At 42.1% G+C, this 19,703-nt stretch carries 21 protein-coding genes; 14 read left to right on the top strand and 7 right to left on the bottom strand.

Annotated elements, in window-relative coordinates; genetic code table 11:
- The first annotated feature begins 102 nt into the window (after positions 1 to 102).
- The 3 genes from B5D77_RS18985 (at position 103) to accD (ending at position 2,133) form a co-directional block, all read left to right on the top strand.
- On the top strand, positions 103 to 912 hold the full coding sequence (locus B5D77_RS18985) for an A24 family peptidase (protein ID WP_106909439.1): 810 nt from the start codon (positions 103 to 105) through the stop codon (positions 910 to 912).
- A 101-nt stretch (positions 913 to 1,013) separates the two neighbouring features.
- Positions 1,014 to 1,163: a hypothetical protein gene (locus B5D77_RS26305; RefSeq protein ID WP_008197267.1), complete on the top strand. Its 150-nt coding sequence runs from the start codon at positions 1,014 to 1,016 to the stop codon at positions 1,161 to 1,163.
- Between the two features lie 19 nt (positions 1,164 to 1,182).
- On the top strand, positions 1,183 to 2,133 hold the full coding sequence (accD, locus tag B5D77_RS18980; protein ID WP_008197268.1) for an acetyl-CoA carboxylase, carboxyltransferase subunit beta: 951 nt from the start codon (positions 1,183 to 1,185) through the stop codon (positions 2,131 to 2,133).
- A gap of 100 nt (positions 2,134 to 2,233) precedes the next feature.
- Here accD and B5D77_RS18975 read toward each other — a convergent pair whose 3' ends face one another.
- Positions 2,234 to 2,617, bottom strand: coding sequence for a Fur family transcriptional regulator (locus B5D77_RS18975; protein WP_008197269.1), 384 nt, complete (start codon positions 2,615 to 2,617; stop codon positions 2,234 to 2,236).
- A gap of 31 nt (positions 2,618 to 2,648) precedes the next feature.
- Between B5D77_RS18975 and purS the strand changes: the two genes are divergently transcribed.
- The 4 genes from purS to rfbB all read left to right on the top strand — a co-directional run bounded on the left by purS (position 2,649) and on the right by rfbB (position 6,162).
- On the top strand, positions 2,649 to 2,906 hold the full coding sequence (gene purS / locus B5D77_RS18970) for a phosphoribosylformylglycinamidine synthase subunit PurS (RefSeq protein ID WP_008197271.1): 258 nt from the start codon (positions 2,649 to 2,651) through the stop codon (positions 2,904 to 2,906).
- A 122-nt stretch (positions 2,907 to 3,028) separates the two neighbouring features.
- Positions 3,029 to 3,712, top strand: coding sequence for a phosphoribosylformylglycinamidine synthase subunit PurQ (purQ, locus tag B5D77_RS18965; protein ID WP_008197272.1), 684 nt, complete (start codon positions 3,029 to 3,031; stop codon positions 3,710 to 3,712).
- Between the two features lie 400 nt (positions 3,713 to 4,112).
- On the top strand, positions 4,113 to 5,039 hold the full coding sequence (locus B5D77_RS18960) for a cation diffusion facilitator family transporter (protein WP_008197274.1): 927 nt from the start codon (positions 4,113 to 4,115) through the stop codon (positions 5,037 to 5,039).
- Positions 5,040 to 5,085: 46 nt separating this feature from the next.
- Positions 5,086 to 6,162, top strand: a complete 1,077-nt coding sequence (rfbB, locus tag B5D77_RS18955; RefSeq protein WP_008197275.1) for a dTDP-glucose 4,6-dehydratase — start codon at positions 5,086 to 5,088, stop codon at positions 6,160 to 6,162.
- Positions 6,163 to 6,868: 706 nt separating this feature from the next.
- Here the strand turns inward: rfbB and B5D77_RS25955 are convergent.
- Positions 6,869 to 7,018: a hypothetical protein gene (locus B5D77_RS25955; protein ID WP_157221709.1), complete on the bottom strand. Its 150-nt coding sequence runs from the start codon at positions 7,016 to 7,018 to the stop codon at positions 6,869 to 6,871.
- On the opposite strand from B5D77_RS25955, the gene rpsP reads away from it, so the two are divergent.
- Both rpsP and B5D77_RS18945 read left to right on the top strand, forming a co-directional pair.
- The gene (rpsP, locus tag B5D77_RS18950; RefSeq protein WP_002780060.1) at positions 7,017 to 7,265 is read left to right on the top strand and encodes a 30S ribosomal protein S16; all 249 of its coding nucleotides are present in this window, start codon (positions 7,017 to 7,019) and stop codon (positions 7,263 to 7,265) included. The genes B5D77_RS25955 and rpsP overlap by 2 nt on opposite strands.
- The gene (locus tag B5D77_RS18945) at positions 7,258 to 7,623 is read left to right on the top strand and encodes a KH domain-containing protein (RefSeq protein WP_106909438.1); all 366 of its coding nucleotides are present in this window, start codon (positions 7,258 to 7,260) and stop codon (positions 7,621 to 7,623) included. The genes rpsP and B5D77_RS18945 overlap by 8 nt, the downstream gene beginning before the upstream one ends.
- Positions 7,624 to 7,632: 9 nt before the next feature.
- Here B5D77_RS18945 and obgE read toward each other — a convergent pair whose 3' ends face one another.
- The gene (gene obgE / locus B5D77_RS18940; protein WP_106909437.1) at positions 7,633 to 8,661 is read right to left on the bottom strand and encodes a GTPase ObgE; all 1,029 of its coding nucleotides are present in this window, start codon (positions 8,659 to 8,661) and stop codon (positions 7,633 to 7,635) included.
- Positions 8,662 to 9,048: 387 nt separating this feature from the next.
- Positions 9,049 to 9,270 (bottom strand): hypothetical protein, encoded by a 222-nt coding sequence (locus B5D77_RS18925; protein ID WP_253257691.1) that lies wholly within the window; start codon positions 9,268 to 9,270, stop codon positions 9,049 to 9,051.
- Between the two features lie 469 nt (positions 9,271 to 9,739).
- On the opposite strand from B5D77_RS18925, the gene sppA reads away from it, so the two are divergent.
- Together sppA and B5D77_RS18915 are read left to right on the top strand one after the other, a co-directional pair.
- Positions 9,740 to 11,551: a signal peptide peptidase SppA gene (sppA, locus tag B5D77_RS18920; protein ID WP_008197279.1), complete on the top strand. Its 1,812-nt coding sequence runs from the start codon at positions 9,740 to 9,742 to the stop codon at positions 11,549 to 11,551.
- Between the two features lie 56 nt (positions 11,552 to 11,607).
- Positions 11,608 to 13,767 (top strand): ComEC/Rec2 family competence protein, encoded by a 2,160-nt coding sequence (locus tag B5D77_RS18915; protein WP_106909435.1) that lies wholly within the window; start codon positions 11,608 to 11,610, stop codon positions 13,765 to 13,767.
- Here B5D77_RS18915 and B5D77_RS18910 read toward each other — a convergent pair.
- Together B5D77_RS18910 and B5D77_RS26725 are read right to left on the bottom strand one after the other, a co-directional pair.
- Entirely contained in the window at positions 13,757 to 14,287 is a 531-nt protein-coding gene (locus tag B5D77_RS18910; RefSeq protein ID WP_106909434.1) for a universal stress protein, read from the bottom strand. The genes B5D77_RS18915 and B5D77_RS18910 overlap by 11 nt on opposite strands.
- A gap of 518 nt (positions 14,288 to 14,805) precedes the next feature.
- Positions 14,806 to 15,762 carry an IS110 family transposase gene (locus B5D77_RS26725; protein WP_216824542.1) on the bottom strand — a complete coding sequence of 319 codons (957 nt, stop codon included), beginning with the start codon at positions 15,760 to 15,762 and terminating at the stop codon, positions 14,806 to 14,808.
- A 424-nt stretch (positions 15,763 to 16,186) separates the two neighbouring features.
- On the opposite strand from B5D77_RS26725, the gene B5D77_RS18905 reads away from it, so the two are divergent.
- From B5D77_RS18905 to B5D77_RS18895, 3 genes are all read left to right on the top strand, one after another.
- On the top strand, positions 16,187 to 16,909 hold the full coding sequence (locus B5D77_RS18905; RefSeq protein ID WP_106909433.1) for a phosphopantetheine-binding protein: 723 nt from the start codon (positions 16,187 to 16,189) through the stop codon (positions 16,907 to 16,909).
- A gap of 85 nt (positions 16,910 to 16,994) precedes the next feature.
- Positions 16,995 to 17,381, top strand: a complete 387-nt coding sequence (locus B5D77_RS18900) for a hypothetical protein (protein WP_106909432.1) — start codon at positions 16,995 to 16,997, stop codon at positions 17,379 to 17,381.
- Between the two features lie 2 nt (positions 17,382 to 17,383).
- Positions 17,384 to 18,328, top strand: coding sequence for an NAD(P)-dependent alcohol dehydrogenase (locus B5D77_RS18895; RefSeq protein WP_106909431.1), 945 nt, complete (start codon positions 17,384 to 17,386; stop codon positions 18,326 to 18,328).
- Positions 18,329 to 18,338: 10 nt separating this feature from the next.
- On the opposite strand, the gene B5D77_RS18890 is transcribed toward B5D77_RS18895, so the two are convergent.
- Positions 18,339 to 19,574, bottom strand: a complete 1,236-nt coding sequence (locus B5D77_RS18890) for a bifunctional sterol desaturase/short chain dehydrogenase (RefSeq protein WP_106909430.1) — start codon at positions 19,572 to 19,574, stop codon at positions 18,339 to 18,341.
- Between the last annotated feature and the right edge of the window lie 129 nt (positions 19,575 to 19,703).

Below are 19,703 nucleotides of genomic sequence, written 5' to 3'. Positions count from 1 at the left end.
AGACTGAAGTATTATTACTGGATGCTTAAGAGGGGAGACAGGGGCATCTTTATCCCCTATAATGGACGATGACAAACTAATTAATTATCTGCCAGTTTAAGGATGGAAACCCTCTTTCATCTAGTTACTTTTGCCTTTGTCTTCACTTTTGGTGCCTCGGTGGGCAGTTTTTTAAACGTGGTCATCTATAGATTACCTAAAGGGATGTCTCTAGTTTATCCTCCTTCCCACTGTCCGAAATGTCACCATAGGTTAGGTAAAAGCGAGAATATACCCGTTTTCGGCTGGTTATGGCTAGGGGGTCGCTGTCGGTGCTGTAAAACCCCGATTTCTGTGCGTTATCCAGCCGTCGAAGCTTTGACCGGTTTGTTATTTTGTCTGGTTTTAGGAGATTTTAGCTTTTCTTGGCAGACCCTCGGCCATTGGATTCTGCTAAGTTGGTTATTAGCCTTAGCTTTGATCGATTTTGACACGATGACGCTTCCCAACTCCCTCACCCAATCGGGATTAGTTTTAGGGATAGTTTTCCAGACTTTCCTAGGTTGGCAAAATAATCAAACTGTTATCTATCTCTTTTCAGCGATCGCTAGTGCGGTTTTAGGAGTCTGGTTATTTGATCTGATCCAGTGGGGGGGGAGTTTTGCCCTCGGACAGCAGGCCATGGGGGGAGGAGATGCCAAATTAGCGGCCATGATCGGTGCTTGGTTAGGATGGCAAGCATTAATAGTCACCGCTTTTCTGGCCTGTGCTATCGGGGCGGCGATCGGTATGACGGGCATTTTTCTCGGTAAAATGGCCAAAAAACAATCTATAGCCTTCGGGCCATTTCTTGCCCTCGGCGCTCTGATGAGTGTCTTTTGGAGTGATAAGATCATCTCAGCCTATCAAAGCATTTTTTTCCCTTTGTTGTAAAAAAGCTATCTTGTAATTAAATCTTGATACAATAGTCTTCCGTGTCTTGGATCACGATTAGAACAACCCCCAGTCTAGGGTAAGCCGATTGGCTACAGGAAATGCTCAAAGCTCACCACATCCCCAGTTGCGTTATCGCTATTGGCCTTGGTATTTATTGCGGCCAGGGGCATCAGGCCGCCCTACAAGTGCGTCCCCAAGATCGCTGGACAGCACTTTTGTTATTAAGTCCTCTAGAGGAAAGTCGATAAATTGTCTTTATTTTAAACTATGTCTCTATTTGATTGGTTTGCAAATCGCCAAAAAACAGAACCCAAGGTTCAACAACAACAGGAACGAGAAATAGCCGATGGTTTGTGGACAAAATGTCCAAATTGCGGCGTTTTGGCCTATACGAAGGATTTATTAGCTAATCAACTGGTTTGTCTCGATTGCGGTCATCATAATCGGGTGGAAAGTGAAGAAAGAATTCGCCAGTTAGTGGATGCTAATACTTGGACTTGCCTCGATGAACAGATTCGACCGACGGATCCGCTCAAATTTCGCGATCGGAAAAGTTATAGCGATCGCCTGCGAGAAACCCAAGAAAAAACGGGTCTGACGGATGCTGTGCGAACGGGAACGGGGACAATCGACGGTTTACCCTTAGCTTTAGGGGTGATGGACTTCCGTTTTATGGGGGGTAGCATGGGATCGGTGGTGGGAGAAAAACTCTGTCGTTTGACGGAACGAGCTACCGATGAAAGTTTACCCCTGGTGATTATCTGCGCTTCTGGCGGGGCGAGAATGCAGGAAGGAATGTTAAGTTTAATGCAGATGGCCAAGATTTCTGGCGCTCTTAACCGGCATCGGGAAGCAAAATTACTCTATATTCCCGTCTTGACTAATCCCACCACGGGGGGAGTCACGGCCAGTTTTGCCATGTTGGGAGATATTATTATCGCTGAACCGAAGGCTACCATCGGTTTTGCCGGTAAACGGGTAATTGAACAGACTTTGCGCGAGAAATTGCCAGAAGGTTTCCAGACATCGGAATACTTGTTAAAACACGGGTTTGTCGATGCGATCGTTCCCCGTCCCCATCTCAAGAAAACCCTAGCCCAATTAATCAGTTTACATCAGCCCTTTTTTCCCTTGTTATCCCCCCTCAACAGTCATCATCACTACAGTCAACCGGAGTTAATCCCCCTGAAAACAGCCCAAGGACAAACAACAGTTTAATCCCTGTAGGACTTTACCGGAGTTGGCAGGGCTGGAGTTGCCAGTCCGAGCGTTTGTACTAAATTTACCCGATAGGCAGTTTAAATGTAGTACAGCTTACTTAACTGGGGTGACAGCGATCGCAAAGTCCAAAAAATTCGAGAGTATGGTAATAAACCTTGAATTGGTGGGATTTTTCGAGTTTTTCTTCCAATTCATGAACGGGACACTCATTAAAGACGATAGACCGGCCGCAATGAATACAGGTAAGATGGTGTTGGTCCTGCTGAACGGAACTGTAGAGGGATTCTCCTGTGGCTAGGGTTCTCACCTGCACCGCACCCTGTAGCTTTAGGGATTCTAGGGCGCGGTAAACAGTGGCTAACCCCATATTTTGGTCACGCTGACGGAGTTCCACAAACAATTCCTGAGCGGATACTGCCCGATTTAAGGTTTTGAGTAAGTGGATAATGCGCTCTTGCGATCGGGTGCGTTGGGATTTCATATCAAAAAGGTCAGCGATCAAATTTAATTCTATGCCAAAAAATTATCAGTGCTGTATTTATGTTACCCTGCGCCCTTCGGTTCTCGATCCGGCGGGTACGGCGGTAGAGTCGGGATTAAAGCAATTAGGTTATGATACTGTGGCTGGGGTGCGAATTGGTAAGTATATTGAGCTTACTGTGACAGCAGCGGATGAAACCAGCGCCCGCGCACAATTGGATCAAATGTGCGATCAACTATTGGCTAATCCTGTGATTGAAAATTATCGCTTTGATTTGCATTGTCAGTAGATAGGGGATAGAGATTAGGGGATAGGGAAATGGGGAAATGGGGAAATTCACCCAATACCCCAATACCCCAACACCCATCTGATGAGAGCTTTCTGCACAATGAATTAACCAAGTTAAAAATTATGAAGTTTGGGATTATTGTTTTCCCCGGATCGAATTGCGATCGAGATGTGGCAACGGTGACGGAGGGGATTTTTCAGCAACCCACCCGCTATGTTTGGCATCAAGAGACGGAGCTAGGGGATGTGGATGTGATTGTGGTGCCGGGGGGATTTAGTTACGGCGATTATTTGCGCTGTGGTGCGATCGCTAGATTTTCACCAGCAATGAAAACTGTCCGAGAAGAAGCCGAAAAAGGTAAATTAGTTTTAGGCATCTGTAACGGTTTTCAGGTATTAACGGAAATTGGGCTGCTACCTGGTGCGTTAATTCGTAATCGGGATTTACATTTTATCTGCGATCGAGTGCCAGTAAAAGTGGAAAACAATCAATCTGTCTGGACGCGAGGTTATCAAACGCAACAGGTGCTTAATTTGCCCATTGCCCACGGGGAAGGGCGTTATTATGCCGCAGAAGATACGTTAAAATCTCTGGAGGATAACGGTCAAATTCTCTTTCGTTACTGTACTCCCACAGGAGAGGTTGATGAGTCAGGAAATCCCAACGGATCGTTAAATAATATTGCAGGAATTACCAATAAAGCAGGAAATGTGCTAGGAATGATGCCCCATCCCGAGCGGGCCGCCGATCCGCTGCTCAATTTGACCGATGGTAGTCTATTATTTCGGGAGTTGATCAATTGTTGATGACCAGACCTCTTGCAAAAATCAAAAATTGTTGTTAGGGTCAGGAGTCAGTAGCCGGTCGTCAGGAGTCAGGAGAATTAAAAATGAATAATAATCAATTAAATGGTCTATTTACCGACTTTAGGCAATTTAATCCTTATTTTTGCCCTTTTTCAACCCTCAAGTAGTTGGGTTTTTGGGGTTTTAGTTGAAATTTCCCTGATAACTGATAACTTACCCACTGATAAGTGGGTGGGTAGAATTAAATATAAGATGAACGTAGGTTGGGTTGAAGCATGAAACCCAACGCCCGATTATGTTACGCTACCGCTAACCCATCCTACAAATAATTGTGCCTCCCTACTTAACTGATAACTGATAACTGATAACTGATAACTGATAACTGATAACTGATAATCCTGTGGCTGTTTTAAAAGATAATCGGGCTACCGTCCAAAAAGTTCTCTGGATCACCCTGCTGCTGAACATTTTGGTTATGGCGATCAAAGCGGGGGTGGGTTTGAGGATTGGTGCTTTAAGTCTGCAAGCGGATGCTCTCCATAGTGTCACCGATAGTGCCAATAATGTCTTGGGATTAGTAGCGATGCGGTTTTCCTCTCCCTATCCAGATCGAGATCATCCCTACGGACATCTAAAATACGAAGCGATCGGAGCTTTGGCGATCGCCGCCTTTTTGGGGATTGCCTGTTTTGAAATCTTGCAAGGGGGGATCATGCGTATTATCAAAGGAGGAAAACCTGTCGAGATTGCAGGTCCTGAGTTATGGCTATTAATTATCGTTTTAGGGGTGAATATTTTTGTCACCTATTATGAGAGATCCGTGGGGCAGCGTGTCGGTAGTGCGATTTTGATTGCCGATGCTAGGCATACCATGAGTGATGTGTGGGTGACAATTACGGTTTTATTGGGTTTAGTCGGGGTTTGGGTGGGCAATACGGCTAATATTCCCCAATTACAATGGTTAGATGTGATTTTGTCCTTTCCCGTCGCTTTTTTGGTGTTTAGCAGTGGTTGGAAAGTCCTGATGGAGAATTTACCTTTGTTAGTGGATGAAATGGCGATCGCTCCTGAAGTGATTCATCAAATTGTGATGGAGGTGCCGGGGGTGCTTAATTGTCATGCGATCGCGTCTCGGGGAGTGGTGGGAAGACAGGTATTTATAGAAATGCACCTAGTTGTCTCCGCTCAAGATGTGGAAACTGCTCACAGGATCACGGAAGCGGTAGAAGCAAGATTAACCCAACAATTTAGCCCTGTGAGAATTTTAATTCACGTTGAACCGCCGGATTATCGCTCCGATCAGATCACTTTCGAGCAGGAATTGTAAGGCAAAAAAGCCTAAAATAAGTAGCGAACTTTTGCTAGAGGTGGCCATGGCGACAGAAAATCAAGCTAGAAACATAGTAATTACTGGTGGAGCAGGATTTATCGGCTCGAATTTTGTTCATCATTGGTGCGAGAATTATCCTGAGGATCGTGTCATTGTTCTTGATGCTCTTACCTACGCGGGCAATTTGAATAATTTAGCGACACTGAAAGATAGAAAGAATTTTCGTTTTCTGCAAGGGGATATCTGCGATCGAGCTTTAGTTGATCAATTATTTGCTGGTGAAAATATCGATACGGTTGCTCATTTTGCTGCCGAATCCCATGTGGATCGATCGATTCTTGGACCTGGGGCTTTTGTACAAACTAATGTGGTGGGAACTTTTACTCTATTAGAAAGTTTTCGGCAACATTGGTTAAGTAATCATCAACCCGATAACTATCGTTTTCTGCACGTTTCCACCGATGAAGTTTATGGTAGTTTAGGAGTAGATGATCCGGCTTTTACCGAAACTACTCCCTATGCTCCTAATAGTCCCTATTCTGCCTCAAAAGCGGGGAGTGATCATCTAGCGAGAGCTTATTTTCATACCTACGGAATGCCGACAATTATTACTAATTGCTCTAATAATTATGGTTCCTATCATTTTCCTGAAAAGTTAATTCCTTTGATGTGTATTAATATTCTTTTGGGTAAACCTTTACCCGTTTATGGTGATGGTCAAAATGTTCGAGATTGGTTATATGTGCGGGATCATTGTCAAGCTTTAGATACAGTTATTCACAAAGGAAAAGCGGGAGAAACCTATAATATTGGCGGAAATAATGAGGTAAAAAATATCGATTTAGTCAGGATGTTATGTGAGTTAATGGATGAATTGGCCACCGATTTACCCGTGAAACCCGCTCGGAATTTAATTACTTTTGTTAAGGATCGGCCTGGACATGATCGCCGGTATGCTATTGATGCCAGTAAAATTCGCACCGAATTAGGTTGGCAACCTCAAGAAACGGTAGAGGGGGGATTAAGAAAAACCATTCAATGGTATCTCGATCATCGGGATTGGTGGCAACCTTTGTTATCCAAAGAATATCAAGAGTATTATGGGAAAGTTTACGGTTAGATAAGGGTAAAAACTAGACCTCTTGTAAAAATCACAAATTGTTGTTAGGGTTAGGAGTCAGTAGTCAGTAGTCAGGAGAATTAAGAATGAGCATTAATCAGTTAAATGGTCTATAGCGTTTTTCAGTCTGCTGAGGTACAAAAGTTATGGGTTTTAGGCAAAAGGCAAGAGGCAAAAGTCAAAAGGGAAGAAAAATAGGCTCTCCCAGGTTTGGTGGGTAAAATGTATTCTAGGATACAGTACTGCTGGCGAGTGAGTGGAACGAACCACAAAGACACAAAGGACACAAAGATTGATCGATCATATTGTAAGTTAAACTGATCACACAGAACCTAGAAGATCCGAAAAATATGTGTACCTCACTAGCTTAGGAAACGCTATATTTACAGATGTTGTGCGATTTAATCCTTATTTTTGACGTTTTTGAACCCTCAAAAAATTAATTATGCAAGAGGTTTAATTTAATCTTATAGCATTTCTGATTCACAAGAGGTACATTCCCGAGCCTGAACAGCTTAATCAGCAAAGGTTTAACTGTGCCGCACAGATGCGAGAAACGCTATAATTTCGGGTGTGTTAGCCAAAACTAAGTGGGTGGGTGGAATTAAATCTAGGATGAACGTAGGTTGGGTTGAAGCATGAAACTCAACGCCCGATTATGTTACGCTACCGCTAACCCATCCTACAAATAATTGTGCCTCCCTACTTAACACACTTCAACTTTGTACCTCACCATTAAGATATAGGCGTTATTTTCAATAATAGCCAATGGCTGCCGACCGTTCCCTCGATCGCCACTTGTGGAAATACCGCTGGGATGAGTTAGAATCGGAAAGGAGAATTTTTGAGTAACCATGATCAAATTACGTCTAAAACGCTTTGGTAAAAAACGCGAAGCCAGTTATCGTATCGTTGCGGCCGTTAGCACCAGTCGTCGCGATGGTCGTCCCCTAGAGGAGTTAGGATTTTACAATCCTCGCACCGATGAAGTGCGTCTGGATGAAGAAGGAATCATCCGACGCTTACAACAAGGAGCGCAACCGACGGACACCGTGCGCGGCATTCTCACCAAACAGAAAATTTTCGAGAAAATCAATGCCTAGTACCCCCAATTATCTCGAACTGGTGAAATTTATGATCGAGCCGTTTTTGGAAGATCCAGCCAGTCTGAGATTGGATATCGAGCGCTGTAAGGAAAATGAACGTCTTTGGGTGCGTGTAGCCTTCGATGATGTCGATAAAGGCAAAGTTTACGGCCGGGGAGGACGCAATTTACAGGCGATTAGAACTACCCTAGAAATGGCGGCCGCGAGTGCGGGTCGCTCTGTTTATCTAGAAGTCTATGCGGCCGAAAATGAAGGCGAACAGCGCCGCACCCGTCGTTCTAATGGTAACTTTGAAGGTACGGAAAGAAGACCGAGCAATCGCCGACCACCCGCACCCCGGCAACCCAACAACTAACGAGCGATTTTAGGAAAACAGGGAAGGGGTTTCAACCTCGACCCTCTCCAGTTGCTCTAATTGCTGCCAAACTTTGGCGAGTAGAGTGGTTAATCCGGCTCCCGTAACAGCGGAAATAGTCAAAATCTCGGCATTGGTTATTTTAGCAAACTGCTTTTGATAGTTATCTATCGTTTCCTCGTCCACAGCATCAATTTTGTTGAAAACCAGTATTTGCGAGCGCTTTTCTAAGCCTCGACCATAGGCGGCTAATTCCCCTTGGATAATTTGATAATCGGCGATCGGGTCCTCTGATGTCAAAGAGACAAGATGAATTAACAGGCGTGTGCGTTCGATATGGCGCAAAAATTCGTGTCCTAGGCCGATTCCTCGGTGCGCTCCCTCGATTAATCCAGGAATATCGGCGAATACCGTCCCATCTCCCGTGGGTTTGCGTACCACTCCCAAGTTAGGGATAAGAGTCGTAAAGGGATAATCGGCGATTTTGGGACGAGCAGAGGAAACGGCGGAGATTAGGGTCGATTTTCCCGCATTGGGCAGCCCAATCAGTCCTACTTCCGCTAATAACTTCAATTCTAGGCGTAAATGGCGTTTTTCTCCGTCTAAACCGGGTAAAGCGTATTCGGGTGCGCGATTATTATTACTTAAAAAGTGGCGGTTGCCTAATCCCCCTTTTCCCCCGGCAGCCACGATTAAAGTCTGTTCGGGAGTGACCAAATCGCCGATAATTTCCTCGCTATCGAGATCGTAAACCACGGTACCACGGGGAACTTTAATAATGCGATCGCTACCGTTGGCTCCGGTGCAGTTGTTAGGGCCGCCCCGTTTACCGTCATCGGCCTTAAAATAGCGACTATACTGGAAATCTAGCAGGGTTTGCAGGTTCTGAGTCGCCACAAAAATCACCGAACCACCTTTTCCCCCATTACCTCCGGCCGGACCGCCAGCGGGGACGTATTTTTCCCGACGGAAAGCGACAATTCCATCACCTCCCTTACCCCCCTCTACTTCTATTTCGGCGCGATCAATAAACTGCATAAGATTAAGTAGTTAAAGTGAAAAAATGATCAAGCTTAAAGCTGTTATATGTTAATATCTTGCCAATTTAAAGCTTCTGCAAATCCCTGAAAATGTTTGACATTAGTAGTAGTGTGGAAGGAACCACAGAGACACAAAGGACACAAAGATCGCTACCATATAAGTTAAACTTATCACACAAAGAATAAGAGAGCCGATATTGTTTTTTTATAACTGCCAATGAGCAAGAATAAGTAATAGGACAAAATTAACTTCTTAGTTAGGATAGGCAAAAGGCACTCATGCAAGAGGTAGTTAGATATGTCTAATTAATTGTGTCCAGCTACTTAATAATATCCACATCAATATTGTAATTATCAGCCGTTTGTTTGCCAATCTTTAGAGTTTCTAGCCAAGGCTATAAAGCTTTAAACCTAAAGGACGAGCATTATCAATCGCGGTCTGAAAATTGAGCAAACACTGGGAAATTTCTTGGTCTTGCTCATCGGTTATTTGTGACCGTTTTTGTCGTCTTTGTTCTAAGATAGCCAAAGCCGAACGATTTCGTTTAATTTGTTCTTTTCGCTCCCAATCTGGATAATTGACGAGTTTCGGTTTTAATTGATTCATCTCTTTTAAGTAGGTAGGTGTTAAAAATTGCCAGACACCCCCCTTATCAAGCTGTCCTTTAGTCACATCTTTCTTAACATTTCAAACCTTTGTGGCACAAGGCTTTCAAGACTCGGTTAACAATTTGTAATATTCCTTGTTGACACCCTTACTGACAAAGAAAAAACTGAAATCAAGTCAGGATAAGGGTTGGAGTGCTTACTGCAAAAATTGTTAAGAAAGATCCCTATAAGGGATAGCTTATCAAGGGGGGAAGGGGGGATCAAAGACAGAATCTATCTTCAATTTAATTGATTCATCTCTTTGACTGGAAATTGTCTATCACAATCTTAGCCGATCCCTTGACATCTCACAACTCCAGTCACTATCCCCAAGACTTTAAGTACATTTGTTCGTAAATAAAAAACTTGTTTCTGGGCGGGGAATCCCTACAATAGGAAACAGGATAATTAGTAGCAGATGAAAACCGATGGGCCAGTTTTTTAAACAAACTTTCGCTAGTTGCTTGGGAACTTTATTGGGATTATTGGCATTTTCGGTCTTAGGTGTGGGGGGATTAGCATTTTTACTGCTTTCTTCCCTTATGTCTAGCGATAGCTCCTCAGTTAAGGAAAAATCGGTCTTAGTTTTTAACTTAGCCACCAATATCAGCGATGCTCCCCCTAGTTCCAGTTTAGCCGATAGTTTGACCGGTGAGAGTGCGACCACTTTAAATTTACGACAGGTAATAGCGGCGATCGAAAAGGCCACCCTTGATGATAATATTGTCGGTCTGTTACTCTACGGCCGCGGCACTGTCGGTGAATATGGCTATGCTACCCTGACGGAAGTGCGGCAAGCTTTGGCAAATTTTCGCCAATCAGGTAAAAAAATTATCGCCTACGATGTGGAATGGACGGAAAAGGAATATTATCTCGCTTCCGTTGCTGAAAAGGTGATTATTAACCCCGTGGGGAGAATGGAAATTAATGGTTTAAGTAGTCAACAAACCTTTTTTGCCGATGCACTAGAAAAATATGGTGTGGGGGTACAAGTGGTAAAAGTGGGTTCTTTTAAAGGTGCGGTGGAACCCTATACGCGTCAGGATTTAAGTGTCCAGAATCGTCAGCAGCTGCAAACCCTACTCGATACAATTTGGTCTAATTATAGTTCCACAGTGGCCAAAAGTCGCAATTTAACCCCCCAACAGCTGCAAACTATTTCTGATACTCAAGGTGTTCTGGAAGCCACCACAGCGAAAACGGCGGGTTTTGTCGATGAAGTGGCCTATTTAGATCGAGTAATTGTTTTAGCAAAGGAGTTAACAGGAGAAGCAAAAAATAAAACTAATGAGGAGGTAAATTCTGACTCTTTTTCGCAGATTTCTTTAGCTAATTATGCTAGTTCTCTTGATGAGGAGGAAGATAGTAGCAATCAAATAGCGATAGTTTATGCAGAAGGGACAATCGTAGAAGGTCAGGGAGATAGAGGCGAAATTGGTGGGGATAAATTGGCGAAGGAACTGCGAAAATTACAGGAGAAAGAAGAGGTAAAAGCGGTAGTTTTGAGAATTAATAGTCCGGGGGGAAGTGCCACTGCTTCTGAGGTGATTCTGCGGGAAATTAAGCGTTTAGATGCGAAAAAACCAGTAATTATTTCTATGGGTGATGTGGCAGCTTCCGGGGGTTATTGGATCGCCATGGGGGGTCAAAGAATTTTTGCCGATAGTGATACAATTACTGGTTCGATCGGTGTGTTTGGATTATTGTTAAATATTCAGAAAATTGCTAATAATAATGGCATCGATTGGGATACGGTGAAAACTGGAAAATTGGCCGATATATCTACTATTACCAGACCGAAAAATTCCCAGGAATTAGAAATTTATCAAGCGGCAGTTAATCGGTTCTATGATTTATTTATCGAGACGGTGGCCCGGGGGCGAAAATTATCCCCAGACAAGGTTAGAACTGTGGCCCAAGGTCGCGTCTGGACGGGAAAAGATGCGGTTAAAATTGGTTTAGTTGATCAAATTGGTGGTCTAGAAGCGGCAGTACAATATGCGGCCAAAACAGCTAAATTAGGGGATGATTGGAGTCTTAAAGAATATCCTCGATCGCAAAGTTGGCAAGAAGAACTTTTTTCTGATTTATTGCAAACCTATCTTCCTCCTCTCACTAAAAATAATCACCCTTTGACGCAGGAATGGCAAAATTTTCAGCAGGAATTATTGAAGTTACCTACATTTAACGATCCCCATAGTGTTTATGCTAAGTTACTTTTTAATCTCGATTTTCGCTGATATTATGTAAAAATAATGTTCCCTAATTCTGAAATTCTTTGACGACAAAAATTTCTATGAATCGCCCTAATAGCGTTATTCTTGGTTTAGCCTATATTCTGGGATTATTATCTACAGGTCTGCTAGATTTTAGTCCCCAGTTAAACCGATGGCAAGAAGTGGTAATTAGGATTGTTATTCTTGGTTTAATTACCCTGTTAACCACAATTTTTATCCGTCGTTTTTGGTGGCAAAGTCCCCCGAAAAAAATTTGGCTGATAGCGGGATTAATAGCTATATTTGCCGTTGTTTATCTGGAAATTCGCACTCCTTACCCCACCGCAAACGATATCAGTCATCTTTTAAAAAATAATGTAGTTAACTCTATTAAAATCACGGGGAGTATTAGCTCAGAAGTTCGTCTCAATCGCCGAGAGAATTTACAATTTTGGTTAGAAGTAAAGGAATTTAGCCTTAGGAATTTACCCACAGAAAAATCCGAAGGTAAACTCTACGTTACTCTCCCAAATCTAGCAGAAAATCAGGTTTATTCCGGACAAGAAATAACAGTTAAAGGATTACTTTATCGTCCCCGTCGTGCCAATAATCCCAATGCTTTTGACTTTGCTAATTATCTAGCGCATCGGGGTGCTTTTGCTGGTTTAAAAGGGGAAATAATTATCGACAAAAAGTCACCAAATTGGGGAGTTTGGCAGATTCGTCAGCGCATTGTTGAGGCACAAATTCAAGGACTAGGCCAAGAAAAAGGGACTTTATTAAGTTCGATTACCCTCGGACGACAAGCGGTTAATTTGCCAGCAAAAATCACCGATTTATTTATTAAAACTGGATTAGCTCACATTTTAGCAGCTTCTGGCTTTCATGTGGCTATTTTGTTGGGATTTGTTTTAACTATTACTCGCAATTTATCCCCCAAACAACAGTTTATTATTGCCCTTACTGTCTTAATAATTTACGGCACTTTAACCGGGTTACAACCTTCAGTCCTGCGAGCGATTTTGATGGGAATTGGGGCATTAATCGGTCTGCTTTATAATCGACAAGTTAATAGTTTAGGTTCCCTGTTACTAGCGGCTAACATTCTATTATTATGGCAACCTCTCTGGATTTGGGATTTAGGATTTCAGTTAAGTTTTTTAGCGACTTTGGGATTAATTATTACTGTTCCTTTACTGAAAAATAAAATTGACTATTTACCTAATTTAATCACTGAACCTATAGCTATTAGTCTAGCTGCTAGTCTCTGGACTATGCCTTTATTAATGTTTACATTTAACTCGATCGCTCTTTATAATATCCCGATTAATATTATCACAACCCCCCTAGTTACCCTAATTAGTTTAGGAGGAGTTTTTACTGCTTTTTTAGGCTTAATTTATCCCCCTTTGGGCAGTATCGGCGCTAGTATTCTCTATTACCCTCTAGAGTTATTACTGCAAATTACCACCTTTTTTAGTCTGCTTCCTTTTAGTACCTACTCCACAGGTAAATTATCTTTAGGAGTGATGTTAATTATTTATATTTGCCTTACCTTAATCTGCTTTAATATCTGGTTTCGTCAACGGTGGCATTTAATCGGTTTATTTATTCTCGCTGTAATTTTAATCCCGATTATTTATCAGCATTTAACTTTAACTCAGGTGACAGTTTTAGCCACCAAATCGCAACCGGTAATCATTATTCAAAATCGAGGAAATACTCTCTTAATTAATGGAGAGGAACCCGCAACGGCCCGTTATACAGTTTTGCCCTTTTTGCGACAGGAGGGAATTAATCAAATACAAGGGGCAATAACCGTTAATAATTCGGCGCAATTCTCAACTATTACTGAGGACATACCGATCCAAAAAACTATTAATTTATCCCAGTTAGAAAAATTTAATCTCGGCGAAATTACTGGACAATTGATCGAGAAAAATTTATTTAAATTTCAGGTAAAAAATCAATCTTGGCTCTGGATTATCAACCCGAAAAATCCCGTTAATTTATCCCAAGAATTTAGCCCCCTAGTGTTATTATGGCAGGGAAGCAATCTAGATAAACAATGGTTAGAGTCCATTCGACCACAAACAGCGATCGCTATCACTAACAATCTCTCCCGTAATGTCAGAAATCAACTGAGAAAGGCCGGGATTAAGACTTACTGGACAGGAAGAGATGGAGCAATTCAATGGACAGAAAAAAATGGATTTCAACCCTTTCTAATTAACGAGTGATGTGTACCACCAAAACTGAACAGGGAGCATGATGTACCACATAATTACTGACACTACCTAAGATTAACTCAGATAAGCCCGATCGACCGTGACGACCCACAATAATTAAATCTACCCCCTCTTGCTGGGCAACTTGACAAATTTTCTGTCCCGGATCACCGATATAATAATCAGCCCGGGCTATGATATTATCCTCCTTAGCTCGATCGACTAAACTGTTTAACCAAGCTTGTAATTCCGCCTGCATTTCTTCGGTGATTTGTTGTTCTAAGGCGACCATATCGGAGGGATAACCGCCACCATAACCGATCAGATTACCATAAATAAAAGTTTCCGTGTAGGGAGTCAAAGGTTGAGACAGACTATAAACAATCCGCAACTCACTAGCGTAGGTTTTCGCTAAGAGAATAGCCGCATTTAATACCTCTGGAGTGACATCTTGATAATCCACAGCCACGAGAATTTTATTATAGAGTTTGTTGGTATCTCGATCGACTGAGAGTGTTTCCGTATTATTCATCGAATTAACCTCCTCGATAGCAGATAAAGTCAGGGTTGAAGTTAATCTTTTTTCCCACCGGCTGCCAGCAATACCCTGGGGAAATAGCCAAAAATTGCTGAAAGCTGATGATCGATCGCTGATGATCCCCTACCTCTAGTGTGACATTTTTCGGATAATGTAGCTAAATCCCCAAAAAAATTAACAATTTACCCCACTGTCACCCCTGTCCTCACTTATGGCAGTTATCTTAATGGTGAGGTATGAGGTTTTCGTTTTGGGGAGACTCCGAGACGATACCCGATCGGTTTATACTTCATCTTTATGAGAAACGCCCTATTTAAGTAGGTGGGTGGAATTAAATATAAGATGAACGTAGCGACTGTCTTGATTGTCAAGGGGTAACTCAAAAAACAATCAAGGAGTTGCTGTCGAACCTAAAATCTCAAGCCAGAAAAAAGCGCAGCAAAAACTAAGTCGCTCAGGTTAAACCAAAGCAAGCGCAACCCTTGATCAGAGATAACAAAAAGTGTGAATCTCTAGGAACAAGGTGGTAAATTGTCAGCAAGCTGCCAAGGCTGATTTTGGCGAACCATTGCATTAAGAATAACTAAGATTTTCCGCACACAAGCAGTCAGAGCCAGTTTTTTTGATTTACCGCGTCCGACTAGGCGTTCGTAAAAGGTTTTAATCACCGGATTATGACGCATAGCTACCACCGCTCCCATGTAAAGAGTCGCCCGAATCTGAGCGCGACCTCCCTGAATCATTCGCTTACCTTTATGTTGACCACTATCAGGATTAATCGGTGCGACACCGACTAAGCGAGAGATTTGTTTGGCGGTTAATTGACCGAGTTCTGGTAAGTCGGAGACGAGAGTAGTAGAAATTACTTGACCAATCCCCGGCACGGTTTTGAGTAAATTGACTTTCTCGAGCCATTGTTGGTTAGCTTGGGTCAATTCCTCAATTTCTTGATTGAGTTTTTCGAGGCAGTTATCGAGATACTCAAGATGGGCTTCGATATCGACCAAAGCTTTACCGCGAGCGCGTTCCCGTCGGTTTTTTTCGGCAGTCCGCATCTCGACAAGTTGCCGGCGACGACTAATTAAGTCGCCCAATTGACGAGATTCTTCCGACTCAACCGCTAATATTTGCGGTTGCATTGCTTCGCCAAAATGAGCTAAAATTTGAGCGTCAATGGCATCGGTTTTGGCTAATTTACCAGTGGCTTTAGCAAAGTCTCTTCCTTGACGGGGATTGATTAAGGCTACAGGTAAATCCGCTTCTTGTAATTGAATCACCAGTTCAGTTTCTAAACCTCCTGTTGCTTCCAGAACGATGAGGTTGACAGTGTAGGATTTTAGGGTTTCGACCAGTTTAGATATGTCCTCCTTTGTGTTAGCAACTTTCATCGCTTTACTGAGGGGACGAAGGTAAACATCTAGGGTCGCTTTACTAATGTCAATGCCTACCCATTGAGAGATATTTTCCATGATTAAACCTGAGAAATTGGCGGGATTAATGGTTCTTTTGGAGAGCATCCCCTTGATTTTACTCATCCTTGCCCGATACGGTCTCTTAGCTTAACAATTGATTGTTTTCGCCACGACCCCGGCGACTGTTCGAGTTTTGTCAGGGAGATTATGGTGGTGACCCTTGCTACGAAGCGGTCTTTTCCGACCAAGGTTGGGACGGTCTACCACCTCTCTCAATATACAAGGTTGGGTTGAAGCATGAAACCTAACGCCCCGATGGGTTACGCTACCGCTAACCCATCCTACAAATAATTGTGCCTCCCTACTTATAGTTTTAACCAATAAATTGCTTGATCGGTGTTGATAAGCTAAATTTTTTAGAAAAGTATTTATCTTGAGATATAATACGGTTGAGATTTTTTGCAGCAGAGGATCTAGTCGAATGAATGAAGATAGCAAAAATTATGAGATGCAAATTCTGGCAATGATGATCAATCAGTATTTGGATGATATGGTATCTCTGAGTGAAGAAAAATTAAACCAGCTAGAAGCAAACCGCGATCAGATTGTTTGGGATTTAGCCACAAGAATTTACAAGGAAAGTGGTCATAAAGTAGAATTTCATATAATACGAAACTTAATTAATTCTAGAATTGAAGTTATGAGATATCAGTTATTTTTCAGTCAATCCAGTCTATTGGAATCAAGGAGAATCAATGAAGAGAAAGCTATTAAAATAGCAGAACAAAAAGCTAATGCTGTTATTAACGATAAAAAAAATGATGATACCGAGAAAATAACGTCACAAGACAATGAACGAAAATTAGCAATTTTTATCAAAGTTCAAGAGATAATTAGTGATCAATTAGATGTGGAAAAGTCTGAGATACCTATTGATGATGAACTATTTTATTTAAAATCTAAGGAAAACGTCGGTAGTTATAGTTCTTATAGTTGTTATAGTTCTTCTAGCTTTTATAGTTCTTATAGTTCTTGTAGTAATGGTTTATTAGTCTCAAATTGGGGAGGAGATGAATTTGATACGATTGAATTAATCATGGCTTTAGAAGAAGAATTCGATCTTGAACTTTCAGAAGAAAAATGCCAAGAATTTACAACAGTGAAAAAGCTGGTTGATTATCTTGCTGAAAATTTAGGCAAGTAACAATCTTAATTTTTACCAAAATATCTCAAGTTATCAGCCAAATATAGCTATAATCCAATTAGAGCGAGTTCTAAACCAACAACTTATGATTAGTCGCTACATTGTCGCATGGCTCCCGATGATCGTAATAGGAATTAGTAACGGTATCCTCCGAGAAACCACCTACGGAAAATATCTCAATGAATTACGCGCTCATCAAATTTCTACCCTGACAGGAATCCTCTTTTTTAGTCTTTATATTGGCACTCTTGTCTATTTTTTGGGTCTAGAATCGTCCGGTCAAGCAATTACTATCGGTTTAATTTGGTTACTATTAACAGTGGGTTTTGAGTTTCTATTCGGCCATTTTATCGCCGGTCAATCTTGGGCAAGATTAGGTCAAGATTATAATCTTTTAGCGGGACGAGTTTGGATTTTTGTTCTCTTGGTCATTACCTTTGCTCCTTTGCTATTTTATCAACTTTTTTCTTAATTATGAAAGCTATTATCATTAATCGCTATGGCGATAGTAATGTTCTCCAATACACAGACATAGAAAAGCCAATTCCCCAAGGGAAAGAAGTCTTAATTAAGATTATGGCAGCGGGAATTAATCCGATTGATTGGAAGATTCGTCGGGGAATGCTCAAAATAGCCACAGGTAATAAATTTCCCCTGCAATTAGGTTTTGATTATGGGGGAATTATCGTTGAAAAAGGTAGTCAGGTGGAACAATTCCAGATCGGAGATGAGGTTTTTGGTTTTCTCAATCAATTACCGGGTAGAACCTATGCTGAATATGCAATTATTCCCGCTTCCCTATTAGTTAAAAAACCGCCTAATCAGAGTTTTATTGAAGCTGCCGCCACTCCTTTGGCTGCTTCTACCGCTTTGCAAGTCTTGCGCGATTTTGGCAATATTAAAGCAGGAAATCGGATTTTAGTTAATGGTGCATCGGGAGGAGTGGGTAGCTTTGCCGTGCAGATAGGAAAAATTTTCTCCGCACAAGTAGATGGAGTTTGTAGTAGCAAAAATATCGATTATGTCACCTCTTTAGGAGCCGATAAAGTTATCGATTATACCCAAGAAGATTGGAGAAAAACTGAGCAGAAATATGATATAATCTTCGATGCTGTGGCTAAGTCTTCTTTTTGGCACTGTCGTCAGCTTTTAAAACCCCAAGGCACCTATATAACCACCCTCCCAAATCCCGGAATTATCCTCTTAAATTATCTCGGTGCTTGGTTGCCCCAAAAAGGGAAACTGATATTTTTTGCTCAAGCACAAGCGTCCGACTGGCAATTTCTCAAAGAAGCGATCGAATCGGGAAAATTAACTGTTAGAATCGATCGCACCTATACTTTTTCCCAGGTGGTAGAAGCTCATAATTATAGTGAATCGGAAAGAGTGCGCGGAAAAATAGTCCTGATCCCCGATTAAGGATAAATAGTTAGGGTTTTTCCTGATTTTTTGGGGAACGAGTAAATAGTTTTAAGTAGGTAGAAACAGAGAATTCCTTAATTGGGAAGGTGATAAAAGTCAAGGGATTAATAGTAATAATAATGTTGCGGCTATCTCTTTGTACCGCCTTGATAATCTGTTTAGCCACCCAATCGGCGGACATAATACCCACAGGATTTAAATTACTCTTAAAAGGACCAAGAATTAGCTTTCTTACCACACAGGGGGCATCTAAACGACGCAGGGTAATCATATCACCGATCGCTCGTTTACTGAGTTCGTAGAGGGGACTAAAGGCAGGATTAACCTCCGCTTCCGAGGTATTCACCCAGACTTCCTTGCGGGCAATTTGCTCGTTAGTGCGGACAGTTTTGAAGAATAATTCCATTAAACGCCAGACGGAAAAAGTATTCACTTGGTAGGCTAATTCGATCGCTTCTGGGGTTCTTTGGCCGTGGACATTAACGCCATGATTTAAAATCAGTATATCTACAGACTTAAATAGGTCCTCAAGTTGCGTTTCTTCGCCGATTTGCCATTTCACGGTTTTTACAGGTACTGATTCGCCGTTAATTTCAATGGCGATCGCATTCTCCCCAGAAGTGAGCGCGATCACCTTGGCTCCCTTCAGTTGTAGGTACTTTAACAGCGATCGCCCTAAAGTTCCATTCGCCCCAGTAATGGCGATCGTTTTGCCCTTGAGAGAAAGTGCCGTCCCCATCAATTTATCCATAAAGGTGAAAGTTCCACAATAATAAGCCTTTTGGTTATCAAAATGGTGTCGCCAGTGGTAGGTACGATTAACGCGCCATTGAGCCGGTAAACTCTCAAATTGCCCCGGACGATGGGTTAAATCGGTTAATTCCTCCAGATTAGCGATCCCTAAACCTCGACCGATCGCCGTGCTGAGAAAAGCCAAAGTATAAAGGGAACCTAACCAACCTAACCAAGGGCGATCGAACCCCCAAGAGTAGGCCAGTAGTACAGGTAAAACACTGGCAGCCAACATCACCAAGGCCTCTGGTACATCATTGTACCAGTGGGCCCGACGATAAATTTCCTCGCTCATTACCGACAGATCGGGACGAAAAACCCGATGATGCCAGACGTGCAGACGATAAAGGGGCTGCCAATGGTGAGCTAGGGCATGATAGCAATCACGCACGATCTCCACCCAAATAATTGAGCCACAAATCAGTCCGACACAGAGGAGCAGGTTTGACATAGGGGATAAATGTTAAATTTTCTCAACGAATGTAAACAAAGCAATCTTAGCCGAAAAAGCGCATTTATGGGGAAAAAAAACCAATAGCTTGAAAAACTAGGGTTTCTTTGCCGAAAAAACTTAAGATTC

It is taken from the genome of Microcystis sp. MC19, assembly GCF_003019735.1.
Taxonomy (GTDB): Bacteria; Cyanobacteriota; Cyanobacteriia; order Cyanobacteriales; family Microcystaceae; genus Microcystis.
The sequence above is the reverse complement of the archived record's forward strand: the minus strand, read 5'-3'. Positions and strand labels throughout refer to the sequence as shown.

Excerpts from the sequence above, each read along its gene's own strand:
- B5D77_RS18985 (WP_106909439.1), top strand. The coding sequence starts at position 103 with ATGGAAACCCTCTTTCATCTAGTTACTTTTGCCTTTGTCTTCACTTTT.
- B5D77_RS26305 (WP_008197267.1), top strand. The coding sequence starts at position 1,014 with ATGCTCAAAGCTCACCACATCCCCAGTTGCGTTATCGCTATTGGCCTT.
- accD (WP_008197268.1), top strand. The coding sequence starts at position 1,183 with ATGTCTCTATTTGATTGGTTTGCAAATCGCCAAAAAACAGAACCCAAG.
- B5D77_RS18975 (WP_008197269.1), bottom strand. The coding sequence starts at position 2,617 with ATGAAATCCCAACGCACCCGATCGCAAGAGCGCATTATCCACTTACTC.
- purS (WP_008197271.1), top strand. The coding sequence starts at position 2,649 with ATGCCAAAAAATTATCAGTGCTGTATTTATGTTACCCTGCGCCCTTCG.
- purQ (WP_008197272.1), top strand. The coding sequence starts at position 3,029 with ATGAAGTTTGGGATTATTGTTTTCCCCGGATCGAATTGCGATCGAGAT.
- rfbB (WP_008197275.1), top strand. The coding sequence starts at position 5,086 with ATGGCGACAGAAAATCAAGCTAGAAACATAGTAATTACTGGTGGAGCA.
- rpsP (WP_002780060.1), top strand. The coding sequence starts at position 7,017 with ATGATCAAATTACGTCTAAAACGCTTTGGTAAAAAACGCGAAGCCAGT.
- B5D77_RS25955 (WP_157221709.1), bottom strand. The coding sequence starts at position 7,018 with ATGGTTACTCAAAAATTCTCCTTTCCGATTCTAACTCATCCCAGCGGT.
- B5D77_RS18945 (WP_106909438.1), top strand. The coding sequence starts at position 7,258 with ATGCCTAGTACCCCCAATTATCTCGAACTGGTGAAATTTATGATCGAG.
- obgE (WP_106909437.1), bottom strand. The coding sequence starts at position 8,661 with ATGCAGTTTATTGATCGCGCCGAAATAGAAGTAGAGGGGGGTAAGGGA.
- B5D77_RS18925 (WP_253257691.1), bottom strand. The coding sequence starts at position 9,270 with ATGAATCAATTAAAACCGAAACTCGTCAATTATCCAGATTGGGAGCGA.
- sppA (WP_008197279.1), top strand. The coding sequence starts at position 9,740 with ATGGGCCAGTTTTTTAAACAAACTTTCGCTAGTTGCTTGGGAACTTTA.
- B5D77_RS18915 (WP_106909435.1), top strand. The coding sequence starts at position 11,608 with ATGAATCGCCCTAATAGCGTTATTCTTGGTTTAGCCTATATTCTGGGA.
- B5D77_RS18910 (WP_106909434.1), bottom strand. The coding sequence starts at position 14,287 with ATGAATAATACGGAAACACTCTCAGTCGATCGAGATACCAACAAACTC.
- B5D77_RS26725 (WP_216824542.1), bottom strand. The coding sequence starts at position 15,762 with ATGGAAAATATCTCTCAATGGGTAGGCATTGACATTAGTAAAGCGACC.
- B5D77_RS18905 (WP_106909433.1), top strand. The coding sequence starts at position 16,187 with ATGAATGAAGATAGCAAAAATTATGAGATGCAAATTCTGGCAATGATG.
- B5D77_RS18900 (WP_106909432.1), top strand. The coding sequence starts at position 16,995 with ATGATTAGTCGCTACATTGTCGCATGGCTCCCGATGATCGTAATAGGA.
- B5D77_RS18895 (WP_106909431.1), top strand. The coding sequence starts at position 17,384 with ATGAAAGCTATTATCATTAATCGCTATGGCGATAGTAATGTTCTCCAA.
- B5D77_RS18890 (WP_106909430.1), bottom strand. The coding sequence starts at position 19,574 with ATGTCAAACCTGCTCCTCTGTGTCGGACTGATTTGTGGCTCAATTATT.